Here is a 15,488-nt window from a genome sequence, read left to right as displayed (position 1 = left end):
GAGTCCCTTCGATGACCGCTCACGCAGCCGTCACCCCGACCGCCGAGCGCCGCCACGGCGCCCCGCACACCGCCGCGGCCTTCCGCGCGGTGCACGGCGCCGCCCCCGAGGGCGTCTGGGCGGCGCCGGGCCGGGTCAACCTGATCGGTGAACACACCGATTACAACGACGGTTTCGTGATGCCGCTGGCCCTCCCGCACACCACCCTCGCCGCCGCCTCGCCCCGCACCGACGGAGTGCTGCGGCTGCACTCCGGCGGAGCCGGCGGCGGCATCGTCGAACTGCGCGTCGACGACCTGCGGCCGGCCCCCGGCGCCAACTGGGCCGCCTACCCCGCGGGCATCGTCTGGGCGATGCGGGAGGCCGGCCTGCCGGTGGGCGGCGCGGACCTGCACTACGACTCCACGGTGCCCACCGGCGCCGGACTGTCCTCCTCCGCCGCCCTGGAGGTCGCCACCGCACTCGCCCTCAACGACCTCTACGCGCTCGCGCTCCCCGCCCAGGACCTGGCCCGGCTCGCCCAGCGCGCCGAGAACGCCTTCGTCGGCGTTCCCTGCGGAATCATGGACCAGACCGCCGCCGCCTGCTGCACCGAAGGCCACGCCCTCTTCCTGGACACCCGCGACCTCACCCGGCGTCAGATCCCCTTCGACCTCGCGGGCCAGGGGCTCCAACTCCTGGTCGTGGACACCTGCGTGAAGCACGAACTGGGAGACGGCGCGTACGCGGAGCGGCGCGCCGGTTGTGAGCGCGGTGCGCGGGCGCTCGGAGTGCGCGCCCTGCGCGACGTGCCGTACGCGCATCTGCCCGAAGCGTGCGAAAAACTGGCCGGCGAACCGGCCGTTCAGGCCCTGGTACGGCACATCGTCACCGAGAACCACCGCGTCGAGGAGGTCATCGCCCGTCTTGACGCGGGCGACATCCGCGCCATCGGCCCCCTGCTGACCGCCGGTCACGCCTCCCTCCGCGACGACTTCAAGATCTCCTGCCCGGAACTGGACCTCGCCGTCGAAACCGCCGGCGCCGCGGGCGCGGTGGGCGCCCGGATGACCGGCGGCGGCTTCGGCGGCTCGGCGCTCGCACTCGTCGAGGAAGGCACCGCGCCGGCCGTCACCGCCGCGGTCACCGAGGCGTTCGCCGAGGCCCGGTATGCCGCGCCACGGGTCTTCACGGCCGTGCCGAGCGCCGGCGCCCGTCGCCTGGCCTAGGCGTCCGCCACAGGGGCGCCCACGGCGTCGTACGGCCACCGGGGCCGGTTTCCCCAATGGCCCCTCCCCGGCCGTACCCCGTCCGTAGGCTGTGCCCAGCGCCGGCGGGGCCGGCGCCGATCAGGGGGCGAGACCGTCGACACGGCGCCCGGGGCGGGGTGGTCCGGCGGACACGGCGGTGGCCGTGCGGTTGAGGCGATCTTCAATCCGGGCCTCATGCCCGCTATGGTCCGTTCACCGAGACAGGGGGTCTCCGTGCAACGCATCCGGGTTCTGGTGGTCGACGACCACCGCATCTTCGCCGAATCCCTGGCGGCCGCGCTCGCGGCGGAGCAGGACGTGGACGTCGCGGCCGCGGGCAGCGCCCCGGCGGCCCTGCGCGGTCTGGAGCGGGCGGCCGCCGACGGCCGCCGCTTCGACGTGCTGCTCGCCGACGCCGATCTGACGGCCGTCACCGTGCCGCTCACCGCGGTACCCGCCCAGCCGTCCGCCCGCGACGGCGTGCCGCGCGGCGGCCCGCCGGCCGGCATCGCGCTGGTGTCCACCCTGCGCACCAGCCATCCGTATCTGCGCACCGTCGTCCTGGCCGAACGCGACGACCCGCGCCGCGCGGCCGCCGCCCTCCAGGCCGGCGCGTCGGGCTGGGTCGCCAAGGACTGCTCGCTCTCCCGGCTGCTCGCCGTCATCCGCGGCGTGCTGCGCGACGAGACGCATCTGCCGCCCGCCCTGCTGACCGGCGTACTGCGGGAGCTGACGGCCGCCCGCAAGCACCGCTCGGACAGCGAACGGCTGGTGGAGTCGCTGACGCCGCGCGAACGGGAGGTATTGCGCTGCATGGTGGCCGGGCTGGGCCGCAAGGCGGTCGCCGAGCGGCTGTTCCTCTCCCCGCACACCGTGCGCACCCACATGCAGAACGTCCTGGGCAAGCTGGGCGTGCACTCCACGCTCGCGGCGGTGGCCCTGGCCCGGCGGGCGGGCGTGGGGCCGGTCGAGATCGAGACGGCCACGGCGGCCTCGCTGCCGGTGCCCTGAGCGGTCCGCCGGGCGGCCCCCGCCTCGGCCCGCGCCGGGGCCGTACGGGCCCGTAGGGGGAGGCGGGGGCCCGCTTCCTCCCCGGCCTCAGGGCGCGCTCTCGCACACGCTCCAGCCGCCGTCCACGACCAGGCTCGCGCCGGTGACGAAGGACGCCTCGGCGGAGAGCAGGAAGGCGATGGCGGCGGCGACCTCTTCGGGCCGGCCCGGCCGTCCGGCCACGATCCGCTCGGCGCCGGCCCGCCGCTGCGCCTCGCCGAGGGCGTCCCAGGCGTCGGTGCGCACCGGCCCCGGCAGCACGCTGTTGACCCGCACCTCGGGCCCGTACTCGACGGCCAACCGGCGCCCCAGGCCCGTCAGTCCGGCCTTGGACGCGGCGTACGCCATGCGCCCGGGCAGGCCGGCCGGCGCGGGCACGGACGAGGTCAGCACCACCGCGCCGTGCCGCTCCCGCAGGTCCGCGATGGCGGCGCGCACGCCCAGGAACGCGCCGCTGAGGTCGACCGCCGGCCGCCGCTCGCCGTCGGCGGGCGCGGTGGCGTCGGCGGGCCGGACCCGGTGCGGGAAGGCGCCGGCGACCAGCGCGTCGACGGGGCCGTAGCGCCGCCGGGCGGCCTCGACGGCGCGCCGCCAGTCGTCCTCGCGCGTCATCTCGCAGTGTGCGTAGGAGGCCCGGCCGCCGGCGGCGCGGATCCGGCGGGCGGTGTGTTCGCCGCGCGCGTCGTCGACGTCCAGCAGCAGCACTCCGGCGCCCTCGGCCGCCAGCCGGTCGGCGGTGGCCGCCCCGATGCCGGTGGCGGCACCGGTCACCACGGCCGTGCGGCCACGGAACCGGTCGCCGGGGTGCCGGCCGGGCCCTCCGTCCGGCCGTCCGCCGGGCGTCGGGCGGGCCTCGGGCGACGGCGGTCGCGGAGGGTGAGGCTGCCGGTGCTCCGGGTGCTCCTGGGTCATGGCGTGATCCAAGCCCACCGGGGACGCGGCGGGCAAGAGGACGGCGGACGCCGGGTGTTGGGGCCGCGAGGGCGGGTGCGGGCGGGAGGGCTCAGCCCGGGATGTTGTCGAACGGTCCGGTCAGCTTGCGTAGCAGCCCGGCCAGTTCGCCACGCTGCTGCCGGGAGAGTTCGGCCAAAATGGCGCGCTCCTGGGTGAGTAGACCGGCCAGTGACTGATCGGCCTTGTCCCGGCCCTCGGCGGTCAGCCTGACCAGCACGCCACGCCGGTCGCTGGGGTCGGGCAGCCGCTCGACCAGGTTCTTCTTGGCGAGCCGGTCGATACGGTTGGTCATCGTGCCGGAGGTGACCAGGGTCTGCGTCAGCAGCGCCCCGGGGGAGAGCTGGTACGGCGCTCCGGCGCGGCGCAGCGCGGTCAGCACGTCGAACTCCCAGGGCTCCAGGCCGACCTCGGAGAAGGCGATCCGGCGGGCCCGGTCGAGGTGCCTGGCCAGGCGGGAGACGCGGCTGAGGACCTCAAGTGGTTCCACGTCGAGGTCCGGGCGCTCGCGGCGCCATGCTGCGACCAGTCGGTCGACCTCGTCCTCCATGACGATCAGTGTAAAGGGTCTGTCGACATGAAGTCTCTTGACGTCAAGATATATTTCGCTGGACTATTGGGCATCGTCGGCGGGAGTTCGGGTTCTACTCGACTTGGCCTGAACCGGCTGTGTCAGCCCTGCATCCGCAAAGGGGTTTCGAACATGCACGACGCACCAACCTGGGATCCGCAGCAGTACCTGCGCCACTCCGGACTCCGGACGCGTCCCTTCCACGACCTGCTCACCCGGATACCCGACCTGCCCCGCCACGACCGCCCGCCCCGCATCGCCGACCTCGGCTGCGGCCCCGGCAACGTCACCGCCCTGCTCGCCGAGCGCTGGCCCGACGCGCACATCACCGGCTACGACAACTCCCCCGAGATGCTCAAGGAGGCCGAGACCCACGCCGGCCCGACCCCCGGCGGCGGCTACCTCGACTTCGCCCCCGCCGACGCCGCCGACTGGCTGCCCGACGAGCCGTACGACCTGATCGTCTCCAACGCGGCGCTGCAATGGGTCCCCAGCCACCCCGAGTCCTTCGGCCCCTGGATACAGGGCCTGCGCCCCGGCGGCACCCTCGCCTTCCAGGTCCCCGGCAACTTCACCGCACCCAGCCACGCCCTGCTCGGCGAGCTGTGCGACGCCCCCCATTGGCGCGACCGCCTCGACACCCACGGCCGCCGCTTCGTCCACATCCTCGAACCCGCCGACTACCTCGAACGCCTCACCGGCCTCGACTGCGCCACCGACGTCTGGGAGACCACCTACGTCCAGCTCCTCCAGGGCGAGGACCCGGTCCTGGACTGGGTCAAAGGAACTGCCCTGCGCCCCGTCCTGACCGCCCTCGAAGACGACCCCGCCGCCCGCGACGCCTTCCTCACCGAACTCCGCGACCTCCTGCGCGCGGCCTACCCACCCGGCCGCCACGGCACGGTCTTCCCGTTCCGCCGTATCTTCGCCATCGCCCAGAAGCCACCCACGGCCTGACCGCGACACCCGCCGCCCGCCGACGCCGAACGGCGGGCGGCACCCCCGCCCAAAGGACGCGAGCGCCCGCTCAGGCCCGCCGGTGCCCGATCAGCCGGGGCTTGGCCTCCAGGCCGTCCAGGCCGTGCCAGGCCAGGTTCACCAGGTGCGCGGCCACTTCCGCCTTCTCCGGGGTGCGGACGTCCAGCCACCACTGGCCGGTCAGGGCGACCATGCCGACCAGGGCCTGGGCGTAGAGCGGGGCCAGCTTCGGGTCGAAACCGCGGGCCTTGAACTCCAGGCCGAGAATGTCCTCGACCTGGGTGGCGATATCGCTGATCAGCGACGCGAACGTGCCCGTCGACTGGGCGACGGGGGAGTCGCGGACAAGGATGCGGAAACCGTCCGTGTAGGTCTCGATGTAATCGAGCAGCGCGAACGCCGCCTGTTCGAGGAGCTCACGCGGGTGACCGGCGGTCAGCGCGCCGGTCACCATGTCCAGCAACTGGCGCATCTCGCGGTCCACGACCACCGCGTACAGGCCCTCCTTGCCGCCGAAGTGCTCGTAGACCACCGGCTTGGACACCCCGGCCTTCGCCGCGATCTCCTCCACCGACGTGCCTTCGAACCCCCGCTCGGCGAACAGAGTGCGACCGATGTCCAGCAACTGCTCCCGACGCTCGGCGCCGGTCATCCGGACCCGCCGGATCCGTCGGGGGCCCGCGCCCGCGGAGGGGCCGGGCTTGCTGTTGCTCACGCTGCTGCCGTCGATCGCCACCCGTCAATCATGCCGCCTGACGCGCCTCGTCCTTGCGCCGGGCGTCGATGCGCGCGGCGTCCGGCCACCGCACGTCATACGCCCAGCCCGCCTTCTCGAACCAGCGGATCAGCCGGGCGCTGGAATCGAGCTGCCCCTTCAGCACGCCGTGCCGGGCGGACGTCGGGTCCGCGTGATGCAGGTTGTGCCACGACTCACCGCACGACAGCACCGCCAGCCACCACACGTTGCCCGACCGGTCACGCGACTTGAACGGCCGCTTGCCCACCGCGTGGCAGATGGAGTTGATCGACCACGTCACGTGATGCAACAGCGCCACCCGCACCAGGGAACCCCAGAAGAACGCGGTCAGCGCACCCGTCCACGACCACGTCACCAGGCCCCCCACCACCGGCGGAATCGCCAGCGAGACGATCGTCCACCACACGAACTGACGCGAGACGGCACGGATCGCGGAATCCTTGATCAGATCCGGCGCGTACTTCTGCTGCGGCGTCTGCTCCTCATCGAACATCCATCCGATATGCGCCCACCACAGGCCCTTGAGCAGGGCGGGCACACTCTCACCGAAACGCCACGGCGAATGCGGATCCCCCTCCGCGTCGGAAAACTTGTGATGCCTGCGGTGGTCGGCCACCCAGCGCACCAGCGGCCCCTCCACCGCCATCGACCCCATCACCGCCAGCGCGATGCGCAGCGGACGCTTCGCCTTGAAGGCGCCATGGGTGAAATAGCGATGGAAGCCGATCGTGACGCCGTGGCAGCCGATGTAATACATCACCACCATCAGCCCCAGGTCCAGCCAGCTCACCCCCCATCCCCAGGCGAGCGGCACGGCCGCCAGCAGCGCCAGGAACGGCACCGTGATGAACAACAACAGTGCGATCTGCTCCACGGAACGCTTGCTGTCGCCACCCAGCGTGGCGGGGGGAAGCGGCGAATCGGCGGGAATCGGTGACTCTTCGATCTCTGGTCCTGCGGTCATTGTGGTGTCCCTCGTCGGGGGGCTCGGGGGCACGGCTACGGCTACGGAACCGTAACCTACGGTTTCGTAAGTATGGCAGTGCCGCCGCCACGAGCAAGGCTGTGACAGGGCCCGCACATCCGCTCACAGCACAGATGCCCACACCCCGGACGGTGTGATTCCCCGATTCCGGGGAGACATATCCTGGGTTTCGTCGGACAGCGCGGTCCGCACCCGCCCGCATCAGACCTGCCCAGCCGTCGCCCGCGAACCCCCTGAACGAGTAGCGGTGCGACGGCCCTGATCGCCGCAAGGAGCCGCACCTGTGAGCAGTGCCGACATCACCCCCGCCGAGAACGCCGCCCCGCAGACCGAGCACACCGCCCGGACCGGCGCCGAAAGCGACAACGTCGCGCTGCGCGCCGACATCCGCCGCCTCGGCGACCTCCTCGGCGAAACCCTCGTCCGCCAGGAAGGCCCGGAACTCCTCGACCTCGTCGAACGCGTCCGCGCCCTGACCCGCTCCGACGGCGAAGCCGCCGCCCGGCTCCTGGGCGACACCGACCTGGCCACCGCCGCCAAGCTCGTCCGCGCCTTCTCCACGTACTTCCACCTGGCCAACGTCACCGAGCAGGTCCACCGCGGCCGCGAACTGCGCGCCCGCCGCGCCGCCGAAGGCAGCATCCTGGCCCGCACCGCCGACATGCTCAAGGACGCCGACCCCGAGCACCTGCGCGAAACCGCCCGCCACCTCGGCGTCCGCCCCGTCTTCACCGCACACCCCACCGAGGCCGCCCGCCGCTCCGTGCTGACCAAGCTCCGCAAGGTCGCCGAGCTCCTGGACCGCACCGACACCAACGAGCGCCGCCGCGCCGACGTCCGCCTCGCCGAGAACATCGACCTCATCTGGCAGACCGACGAGCTGCGCGTCGCCCGGCCCGAGCCCACCGACGAGGCCCGCAACGCCATCTACTACCTCGACGAACTCGGCCGCAGCGCCGTCGGCGACGTCCTCGAAGACCTCGCCGCCGAACTCGAACGCGCCGGCACCACCCTGCCCCCCGGCACCCGCCCCCTGACCTTCGGCACCTGGATCGGCGGCGACCGCGACGGCAACCCCAACGTCACCCCCCAGGTCACCTGGGACGTCCTGATCCTCCAGCACGAACACGGCATCACCGACGCCCTCGACCACATCGACGAACTCCGCGGCGCCCTGTCCAACTCCATCCGCAACTGCGGCGCCACCGACGAGCTCCTGAGCTCCCTCCAGGCCGACCTCGAAGCCCTCCCCGAGATCAGCCCCCGCTACAAGCGCCTCAACGCAGAAGAGCCCTACCGCCTCAAGGCCACCTGCATCCGGCAAAAGCTCGTCAACACCCGCGAACGCCTCGCGGCCGACACCGCGCACGTCCCCGGCCGCGACTACCTCGGCACCAGCGAACTCCTGGACGACCTCACCCTCATCCAGACCTCCCTGCGCGAACACCGCGGCGGCCTCGTCGCCGACGGCCAACTGGAGCGCACCCTGCGCACCATCTCCGCCTTCGGCCTCCAGCTCGCCACCATGGACATCCGCGAGCACGCCGACGCCCACCACCACGCGCTCGGCCAGCTCTTCGACCGCCTCGGCGAAGAATCCTGGCGCTACGCCGACATGCCCCGCGACTACCGCCGCAAGCTCCTCGCCAAGGAACTGCGCTCCCGCCGCCCCCTCGCCCCCACCCCCGCACCCCTGGACGAGGCCGGCGCCAAGACCCTCGGCGTCTTCCGCACCATCCTCAAGGCCAAGGAAACCTTCGGCCCCGAGGTCATCGAGTCCTACATCATCTCCATGTGCCAGGGCTCCGACGACGTCCTCGCCGCCGCCGTCCTCGCCCGCGAAGCCGGCCTGATCGACCTCCACGCCGGCTGGGCCAAGATCGGCATCGTCCCCCTGCTGGAAACCACCGACGAACTCAAGATCGCCGACCAGCTCCTGGACGAAATGCTCGCCGACCCCTCCTACCGGCGCCTGGTAGCCCTCCGCGGCGACGTCCAGGAAGTCATGCTCGGCTACTCCGACTCCTCCAAGTTCGGCGGCATCACCACCTCCCAGTGGGAGATCCACCGCGCCCAGCGCCTCCTGCGCGACGTCGCCCACCGCCACGGCGTCCGCCTGCGCCTCTTCCACGGCCGCGGCGGCACCGTCGGCCGCGGCGGCGGCCCCTCCCACGACGCGATCCTCGCCCAGCCCTACGGCACCCTCGAAGGCGAGATCAAGGTCACCGAACAGGGCGAGGTCATCTCCGACAAGTACCTCATCCCCGCACTCGCCCGCGAAAACCTCGAACTGACCGTCGCCGCCACGCTGCAGGCATCCGCCCTGCACACCGCGCCCCGCCAGTCCGACGAAGCCCTCGCCCGCTGGGACGCGGCCATGGAAACCGTCTCCGAGGCCGCCCACGGCTCCTACCGCCGCCTCGTCGAAGACCCCGACCTGCCCGCCTACTTCTTCGCCTCCACCCCCGTCGACCAGCTCGCCGAACTCCACCTCGGCTCCCGGCCCTCCCGCCGCCCCGACTCCGGCGCCGGACTCGACGGTCTGCGCGCCATCCCCTGGGTCTTCGGCTGGACCCAGTCCCGCCAGATCGTCCCCGGCTGGTACGGCGTCGGCACCGGCCTCAAGGCCGCCCGCGAAGCCGGACTCGACACCGTCCTGGACGAAATGCACGAGCACTGGCACTTCTTCCGCAACTTCCTGTCCAACGTCGCCATGACCCTGGCCAAGACCGACCTGCGGATCGCCCAGCACTACGTCGACACCCTCGTCCCCGACGACCTCAAGCACATCTTCGACACCATCAAGGCCGAACACGCCCTGACCGTCGCCGAAGTCCTGCGCATCACCGGCGAGAGCACCCTCCTGGACTCCAACCCGGTCCTGAAGCAGACCTTCCACATCCGCGACGCCTACCTCGACCCGATCTCCTACCTCCAGGTCTCCCTGCTGCACCGCCAGCGCGAAGCGGCCGCCCGCGGCGAAGAGGCCGACCCCGTCCTCGCCCGCGCCCTGCTGCTCACCGTCAACGGCGTCGCCGCCGGCCTGCGCAACACCGGCTGACCCGCCCCCGCACCACGACGACGGCCCGCCCCTTCACCACCAGAAGGAGCGGGCCGCCGCCGTTCCGGAGCACCGCACTGCCGTTTCGGAGCACCGCACTCGGGGACACCGTCGTTCCGGAGCACCGCACTCGGGGAACCGCCGCCTACAGCACCGCGAAAGCCGCCCCCAGCAACACCGCACCGCACAACCCCATCACCCACGCCGTCCGCCGCAACCGCATCCCCCCGGCCACCACCAACGCCGCCAGCAACAACGCCCCCGCGAACGGCACCCACGCGTGCAAGATCCCCGCCGGCCCCGTCCGCACCGCACGCGCCGTCCCCGGCTTCACCGTCACCTCGACCCGCTCACCCCTGTCCGGCGCCGCGGTCCGCACGATCGTCACCCTCGACCGCGCCCTACCCGCCCCTGACTCCGGCACATAAGGCCCCGTACACCGGTCCTCACCACACGCCGCCACCGTCATCACGCCACGCTCCCGCGCCGCGACGAGCATCGCGTACCGCGCCGTGTGCCACGACGTCCACACCCCCGCCACCAGCAACAGCAACGCCAGCAAACCCATCAACCCGGTCCGGGCGACGAGCAACGCCCCATAGGCGCTCTCACCCGCCCGCCGAAGACGGCCGCGTCTGACAGAACTGGTGCGCGAACTGCTTGAAGGCATGGCGGCGATCCTTGGCCATCCCCCAGCACCCGGTCAACCTCGGCCCCCGGTTCGTCAGACCCTGCCCCGTACTGTCCCCTTCACGAGTTGTACGTACTCTGCGCCCGCTCCAGACCGTCCAGGACCAACCCCTCCACCGCATCCGCCGCGCGGTCCACGAAGTAGTCCAACTCCTGGCGCTCCGCCGACGAGAAATCCTTCAACACGAAATCCGCCACCTGCATACGACCCGGCGGACGCCCGATCCCGAACCGCACCCGGTGATACTCCGCACCCAACGACTTCGTGATCGACTTCAGACCGTTGTGACCGTTGTCGCCGCCGCCCAACTTCAACCGCAACGCACCGAAATCAATATCCAACTCATCGTGAACCACCACGATGTTCCCCACCGGCACCTTGTAGAAATCCCGCAACGCCGTCGTCGGACCACCCGACACATTCATGAACGACAACGGCTTCGCCACCACCACCCGGCGACTCGCCGGCCCCGGCGCACCGAAACGCCCCTCCACCACCTGCGCCCGCGCCTTGTGCGCCTTGAAACGCCCGCCCATCCGCTCGGCCAGCAAATCGGCAACCATGAAACCCACATTGTGCCGATTCGCCGCATACTCCGGCCCCGGATTACCCAGCCCCACCACAAGCCACGGATCAGCGTCCGTCATCACTACGTCTCCCACATCCGCCGGCGAAACCACCGGACCCCGGCCAACTGCCCATGAAACAGCCCAACCGCCACCCCGCACCCAAAGGCGCGCGGCAGCGGTTGGACAAAACCCTCAAGCGGTGACGATCAGCCCTGGGCCGCGTCACCCTCACCCTCGGCCGACTCCTCGGCCGGAGCCTCCGCCTGCGCCGCGACGACCTGCAGCACCACGGCGTCGTCCTCGACGGCCAGCGTCGAACCGGCCGGCAGCGTGATGTCCTTCGCCAGCACCGTGTCACCGGTGTCCAGACCCGCCACCGAAACCGTCACCGACTCCGGAATGTGCGTCGCCTCGGCCTCGACCGGCAGCGTGTTCAGCAGGTGCTCGAGCAGGTTCGAACCCGGCGCCAGGTCGCCCTCGGTCAGGATCGGGATCTCGACCGTGACCTTCTCGCCCTTGCGGACGGCCAGGAAGTCGACGTGCACCAGGAAGCCACGGATGGCCTCACGCTGCACGGCCTTCGGGATGACCAGCTCGTCCTTGCCTTCCACGTCCAGACGGATCAGCACGTTCGGGGTCTTCAGGGCCATCATCAGCGCGTGGCTGTCGACCTTGATGTGCTGCGGGTCGGCACCGTGGCCGTACACCACACCCGGAACCTTGCTCTCGCGACGCGTACGACGGGCCGCGCCCTTACCGAAGTCGCTACGAACCTCAGCGGCGATCTTGACCTCAGCCATGACTGCACTCCTCGTATCTCAGGAAACTGCTGACCGTTACCCGGCCCACGACAGACCTGCTACGAAGAGCGCGTCGATAACGGACGGACCACACACAAGTGCGGCCTCCCTCGCCGAGCAACTCCACGAGTCTACCCGGCGGGAAGGCCGCCCCAAAGTCGATCTCCGCCGACCTAGCTCACACCGGAACACCGGCCGAGGTCACCGGAACACCGGCCGAGCTCACTGCTCCTCGAAGAGGCTCGTCACCGAACCGTCCTCGAACACCTCGCGGAGCGCCCGCGCCACCGTCGGCGCCATCGACAACACCGTGATCTTGTCCAGCTCCAGCTCACCCGGTGTCGGCAGCGTGTTGGTGAACACGAACTCGCTCACCTTCGAATTCTTCAGCCGGTCCGCCGCCGGACCCGACAGCACACCGTGCGTCGCCGTCACGATCACGTCCGACGCGCCGTTGGCGAACAACGCGTCCGCCGCCGCACAGATCGTGCCACCCGTGTCGATCATGTCGTCGACCAGGACACACACCCGGTCCTTCACGTCACCGACGACCTCGTGCACCGTGACCTGATTCGCCACGTCCTTGTCACGCCGCTTGTGCACGATCGCCAGCGGCGCACCCAGACGGTCACACCAACGGTCCGCCACCCGCACCCGGCCCGCGTCCGGCGAAACCACCGTCAGCTTGTCCCGGTCCACCTTCGCGCCGACGTAATCCGCCAGCACCGGCAGCGCGAACAGATGATCCACCGGCCCGTCGAAGAAGCCCATGATCTGATCCGTGTGCAGATCGACCGTGACGATCCGGTCCGCACCCGCCGTCTTCATCAAGTCCGCGATCAGCCGCGCCGAAATCGGCTCCCGACCACGGTGCTTCTTGTCCTGACGCGCATAGCCGTAGAACGGCACGACCACGGTGATGCTCCGGGCCGAAGCCCGCTTCAGCGCATCAATCATGATCAACTGTTCCATGATCCACTTGTTGATCGGAGCCGTGTGGCTCTGAATCAAAAAGCAGTCCGCACCACGCGCCGACTCCTGATAGCGGACATAGATCTCACCGTTGGCGAAGTCGAACGCCTTCGTCGGGACCAGGCCCACACCGAGCTGGTGCGCGACCTCCTCGGCCAGCTCGGGGTGGGCGCGGCCGGAGAAGAGCATCAGCTTCTTCTCGCCGGTCGTCTTGATCCCGGTCACAGCAAATCTCCTCGAATCCCTGTTTGCGTGCGCTAATCACGGTACGCCCCGCACGGCGCACCCGATGCACGGTCACCGCTCGCCCTCGGACTCCTGGCGAGCGGCCGAAGCCGCCTGCGCGGCGGCGCTTCCGGGCCGCTTCCGCGCGACCCAACCCTCGATATTCCGCTGCTGGCCACGCGCGACCGCCAGCGAACCCGGGGGCACATCCTTGGTGATGACCGAGCCGGCCGCCGTGTAAGCGCCGTCCCCGATCGTGACAGGAGCCACAAACATATTGTCCGACCCGGTCCGGCAATGCGACCCGACCGTCGTGTGATGCTTGGCCTCACCGTCGTAGTTCACGAACACACTCGCCGCACCGATGTTGGTGTACTCACCGATCGTCGCGTCCCCCACATACGACAGGTGCGGCACCTTCGTGCCCTCACCCACCGTCGCGTTCTTCATCTCCACATACGCCCCGGCCTTCGACCCCCGGCCGAGATCCGTACCCGGACGCAGATAGGCGTACGGCCCCACACTCGCCCCCGGCCCCACCTGCGCGCCCTCGGCCACCGTGAACGACACCGAAGCACCCTCACCGACCACCGTGTCCGTCAGCCGCGAATGAGGGCCCACCTCCGCCCCCGACGCCACATGCGTCGCACCGAGCAACTGCGTCCCCGGCAAAACCGTCGCATCTTGCTCGAACGTCACCGACACATCCACCGACGTCGTGGCCGGATCCACCACCGTCACACCGGACAGCATGGCCCGCTCCAGCAACCGCTCGTTCAGCAGCCGCCGCGCCTCGGCCAACTGCACCCGGTTGTTGATCCCCAGGATCTCCCGGTGATCACCCGCCACCGCCGCCCCGACCCGGTGCCCGGCCTCGCGCAGAATCCCCAGCACATCGGTCAGATACTCCTCACCCTGGCTGTTGTCCGTACGGACCTTCCCCAGAGCCTCGACCAGCAGCCGCCCGTCGAACGCGAACACCCCCGAGTTGATCTCCCGGATCGCCCGCTGCGCGTCGGTCGCGTCCTTGTGCTCGACGATCGCCGTCACCGCGCCCGACTCCGCGTCGCGGACGATACGGCCGTAACCCGTCGCGTCCGGCACCTCGGCCGACAACACCGTGACGGCGTTCCCGTCGGCGGCGTGCGTCTCGCTCAGCCTCCGCAGCGTCTCGCCCGTCAGCAGCGGGGTGTCGCCGCACACCACGACGACCGTGCCGTCGAGCGCGGTGCCGGAGCCGGTCAGCTCCTCCAGGCCCATCCGTACGGCGTGCCCCGTGCCGTTCTGCTCGTGCTGGACGGCCGTACGCACCCCCGGATCGACCTCGGCGAGATGCGCCCGCACCTGCTCGCGGGCATGGCCGACGACCACGACGAGATGCTCCGGGTCCAGCTCACGGGAGGCGGCGACGACATGGCCGACGAGGGACCGGCCGCAGATCGCGTGCAGGACCTTGGGGGTCGCCGACTTCATGCGGGTGCCCTCACCCGCTGCGAGAACGACGACGGCTGCCGGGCGGTTGGCGCTCACGGGGATGCCCTTCGGCTTCTTGGCTACTTCGGGTGGTGGTCACCGGAAGGATACCGGGGCGTATTGGGGCCGAAACGCGGGCGGGTCCTGACTTGGTAGTCAGGACCCGAACTTTGCTTTGCTCCCCCGCCAGGGCTCGAACCTGAAATACATCGTCCAAAGCGATGCGTGTTGCCAATTACACCACGGGGGAGTGCTCTGTCAAGCAGGCCGGATGCTTCGTCAGCCCGGCTGCTTGGCACCCAACACTATGCCGTACCACCAGCCCTCGATGCGACGGTATAGCTCTGCACTTTGTAGCACCCGGATCACCAGGCAGCCGTGGTAGCCCTCGCCGACGTTCTTGCGGATGGTCCTGGGCCGGTGCTCCTTGATCACGGTCTTGCCCAGTGCCGCCGGCTCGATACCGACGAGGTTCGCCCAGTAGCGCTCGGAGTTCGCGATGTCGGCCGACTCGTGGATCGAGACATGACGGCGTAGGCGCTCCTGCGGGATCTCCACGAGCGCCAGCCACTGGACGAAGAGGCGGATGACGTGGGGGTCGCTGTTGATGAGCTGTACCCCTTCCCGTCGGGCGTGCGGCTTGTCCTTCGTGCCCTCGGCCCAATAGAGCGTGATTCCCGCGATGAACAGGTCCCGGTCCGACAGCTCGCCGATCTCTTGGGCCGCCGCTGCCTTGGTCGCTTGCCGCTGGGCCTTCACCGCCCTTCGGTGCGGCTCCCAGCGGGCCTCTCGCATGCGGTTGAGGCGCTCGGGCGGGGTCGCGGGCCTGGGGAGGTCGCGGACCCAGAGTGAGACCGAACTCTTGGACACGCCGAGGGCGGCCACGATCTCGTCGTACGTCTTGCCCGCCGACCGCAGGGCGCGGGCCTCCGCTCGCAGGTCGTCCTTCGCGTTGGGGCGGCGTGTCCACTCGGGCGGGGGTTCGCCTTCGAGCAGGCGAGTGAGGACATGGTCCTGGGAGATCTGCAGCCGGTCGCGGATCTGGCGGCGGCTGAGGCCGGCGCGGCGTAGGGCGACGGCTTGGGGGCGTAAGGACTCGTGGTCCGGATGGGTGTGCGTCATGGGAACAGATTGGCGGTCGGGGGGTGGGGTGGTGGGGGAAAGGGGGGCGATTCA

Annotated in this window: 14 protein-coding genes and 1 tRNA gene; 4 read left to right on the top strand and 11 right to left on the bottom strand. The window is 70.6% G+C overall.

The window, feature by feature from the left end; translation table 11 throughout:
• The first annotated feature begins 11 nt into the window (after positions 1-11).
• Together galK and ACZ45Z_RS11985 are read left to right on the top strand one after the other, a co-directional pair.
• Entirely contained in the window at positions 12-1,208 is a 1,197-nt protein-coding gene (gene galK / locus ACZ45Z_RS11990; RefSeq protein WP_468360169.1) for a galactokinase, read from the top strand.
• Between the two features lie 255 nt (positions 1,209-1,463).
• Complete coding sequence (locus ACZ45Z_RS11985; protein ID WP_468360166.1) at positions 1,464-2,240, top strand: LuxR C-terminal-related transcriptional regulator; 777 nt, start codon at positions 1,464-1,466, stop codon at positions 2,238-2,240.
• An 87-nt stretch (positions 2,241-2,327) separates the two neighbouring features.
• Here ACZ45Z_RS11985 and ACZ45Z_RS11980 read toward each other — a convergent pair whose 3' ends face one another.
• Both ACZ45Z_RS11980 and ACZ45Z_RS11975 read right to left on the bottom strand, forming a co-directional pair.
• Complete coding sequence (locus ACZ45Z_RS11980; RefSeq protein ID WP_468360164.1) at positions 2,328-3,191, bottom strand: SDR family NAD(P)-dependent oxidoreductase; 864 nt, start codon at positions 3,189-3,191, stop codon at positions 2,328-2,330.
• Positions 3,192-3,282: 91 nt separating this feature from the next.
• Positions 3,283-3,780 (bottom strand): MarR family winged helix-turn-helix transcriptional regulator, encoded by a 498-nt coding sequence (locus ACZ45Z_RS11975; RefSeq protein WP_468360161.1) that lies wholly within the window; start codon positions 3,778-3,780, stop codon positions 3,283-3,285.
• A 153-nt stretch (positions 3,781-3,933) separates the two neighbouring features.
• Between ACZ45Z_RS11975 and ACZ45Z_RS11970 the strand changes: the two genes are divergently transcribed.
• On the top strand, positions 3,934-4,758 hold the full coding sequence (locus ACZ45Z_RS11970) for a trans-aconitate 2-methyltransferase (RefSeq protein WP_468360159.1): 825 nt from the start codon (positions 3,934-3,936) through the stop codon (positions 4,756-4,758).
• Positions 4,759-4,828: 70 nt separating this feature from the next.
• Here the strand turns inward: ACZ45Z_RS11970 and ACZ45Z_RS11965 are convergent, their stop codons facing one another.
• Complete coding sequence (locus ACZ45Z_RS11965) at positions 4,829-5,515, bottom strand: TetR family transcriptional regulator (RefSeq protein WP_468360156.1); 687 nt, start codon at positions 5,513-5,515, stop codon at positions 4,829-4,831.
• 7 nt (positions 5,516-5,522) lie between these two features.
• Complete coding sequence (locus ACZ45Z_RS11960; protein ID WP_468360153.1) at positions 5,523-6,500, bottom strand: acyl-CoA desaturase; 978 nt, start codon at positions 6,498-6,500, stop codon at positions 5,523-5,525.
• Positions 6,501-6,804: 304 nt separating this feature from the next.
• On the opposite strand from ACZ45Z_RS11960, the gene ppc reads away from it, so the two are divergent.
• Complete coding sequence (ppc, locus tag ACZ45Z_RS11955) at positions 6,805-9,582, top strand: phosphoenolpyruvate carboxylase (protein ID WP_468360150.1); 2,778 nt, start codon at positions 6,805-6,807, stop codon at positions 9,580-9,582.
• A 145-nt stretch (positions 9,583-9,727) separates the two neighbouring features.
• On the opposite strand, the gene ACZ45Z_RS11950 is transcribed toward ppc, so the two are convergent.
• The 7 genes from ACZ45Z_RS11950 to ACZ45Z_RS11920 all read right to left on the bottom strand — a co-directional run bounded on the left by ACZ45Z_RS11950 (position 9,728) and on the right by ACZ45Z_RS11920 (position 15,434).
• Positions 9,728-10,252 (bottom strand): hypothetical protein, encoded by a 525-nt coding sequence (locus tag ACZ45Z_RS11950; RefSeq protein ID WP_468360147.1) that lies wholly within the window; start codon positions 10,250-10,252, stop codon positions 9,728-9,730.
• An 80-nt stretch (positions 10,253-10,332) separates the two neighbouring features.
• The gene (pth, locus tag ACZ45Z_RS11945) at positions 10,333-10,920 is read right to left on the bottom strand and encodes an aminoacyl-tRNA hydrolase (protein WP_468360144.1); all 588 of its coding nucleotides are present in this window, start codon (positions 10,918-10,920) and stop codon (positions 10,333-10,335) included.
• Positions 10,921-11,048: 128 nt separating this feature from the next.
• Complete coding sequence (locus tag ACZ45Z_RS11940) at positions 11,049-11,642, bottom strand: 50S ribosomal protein L25/general stress protein Ctc (protein WP_468360141.1); 594 nt, start codon at positions 11,640-11,642, stop codon at positions 11,049-11,051.
• Positions 11,643-11,864: 222 nt separating this feature from the next.
• Positions 11,865-12,839, bottom strand: coding sequence for a ribose-phosphate diphosphokinase (locus tag ACZ45Z_RS11935; RefSeq protein WP_468360138.1), 975 nt, complete (start codon positions 12,837-12,839; stop codon positions 11,865-11,867).
• 72 nt (positions 12,840-12,911) lie between these two features.
• Positions 12,912-14,369 carry a bifunctional UDP-N-acetylglucosamine diphosphorylase/glucosamine-1-phosphate N-acetyltransferase GlmU gene (gene glmU / locus ACZ45Z_RS11930; RefSeq protein ID WP_468360135.1) on the bottom strand — a complete coding sequence of 486 codons (1,458 nt, stop codon included), beginning with the start codon at positions 14,367-14,369 and terminating at the stop codon, positions 12,912-12,914.
• 121 nt (positions 14,370-14,490) lie between these two features.
• Positions 14,491-14,562 (bottom strand) — tRNA-Gln (locus ACZ45Z_RS11925).
• A gap of 29 nt (positions 14,563-14,591) precedes the next feature.
• Positions 14,592-15,434 (bottom strand): hypothetical protein, encoded by an 843-nt coding sequence (locus ACZ45Z_RS11920; RefSeq protein WP_468360132.1) that lies wholly within the window; start codon positions 15,432-15,434, stop codon positions 14,592-14,594.
• Positions 15,435-15,488: the final 54 nt, after the last annotated feature.

The organism is Streptomyces sp. NPDC031210 (genome assembly GCF_055570395.1).
This window is presented reverse-complemented; position numbering and strand designations above follow the sequence as displayed.

Coding starts and splice junctions, on each gene's coding strand:
- ACZ45Z_RS11940 (WP_468360141.1), bottom strand. CDS start 11,642: ATGGCTGAGGTCAAGATCGCCGCTGAGGTTCGTAGCGACTTCGGTAAG.
- galK (WP_468360169.1), top strand. CDS start 12: ATGACCGCTCACGCAGCCGTCACCCCGACCGCCGAGCGCCGCCACGGC.
- ACZ45Z_RS11980 (WP_468360164.1), bottom strand. CDS start 3,191: ATGACCCAGGAGCACCCGGAGCACCGGCAGCCTCACCCTCCGCGACCG.
- ACZ45Z_RS11970 (WP_468360159.1), top strand. CDS start 3,934: ATGCACGACGCACCAACCTGGGATCCGCAGCAGTACCTGCGCCACTCC.
- ACZ45Z_RS11920 (WP_468360132.1), bottom strand. CDS start 15,434: ATGACGCACACCCATCCGGACCACGAGTCCTTACGCCCCCAAGCCGTC.
- ACZ45Z_RS11960 (WP_468360153.1), bottom strand. CDS start 6,500: ATGACCGCAGGACCAGAGATCGAAGAGTCACCGATTCCCGCCGATTCG.
- pth (WP_468360144.1), bottom strand. CDS start 10,920: ATGACGGACGCTGATCCGTGGCTTGTGGTGGGGCTGGGTAATCCGGGG.
- ACZ45Z_RS11975 (WP_468360161.1), bottom strand. CDS start 3,780: ATGGAGGACGAGGTCGACCGACTGGTCGCAGCATGGCGCCGCGAGCGC.
- ACZ45Z_RS11950 (WP_468360147.1), bottom strand. CDS start 10,252: ATGCCTTCAAGCAGTTCGCGCACCAGTTCTGTCAGACGCGGCCGTCTT.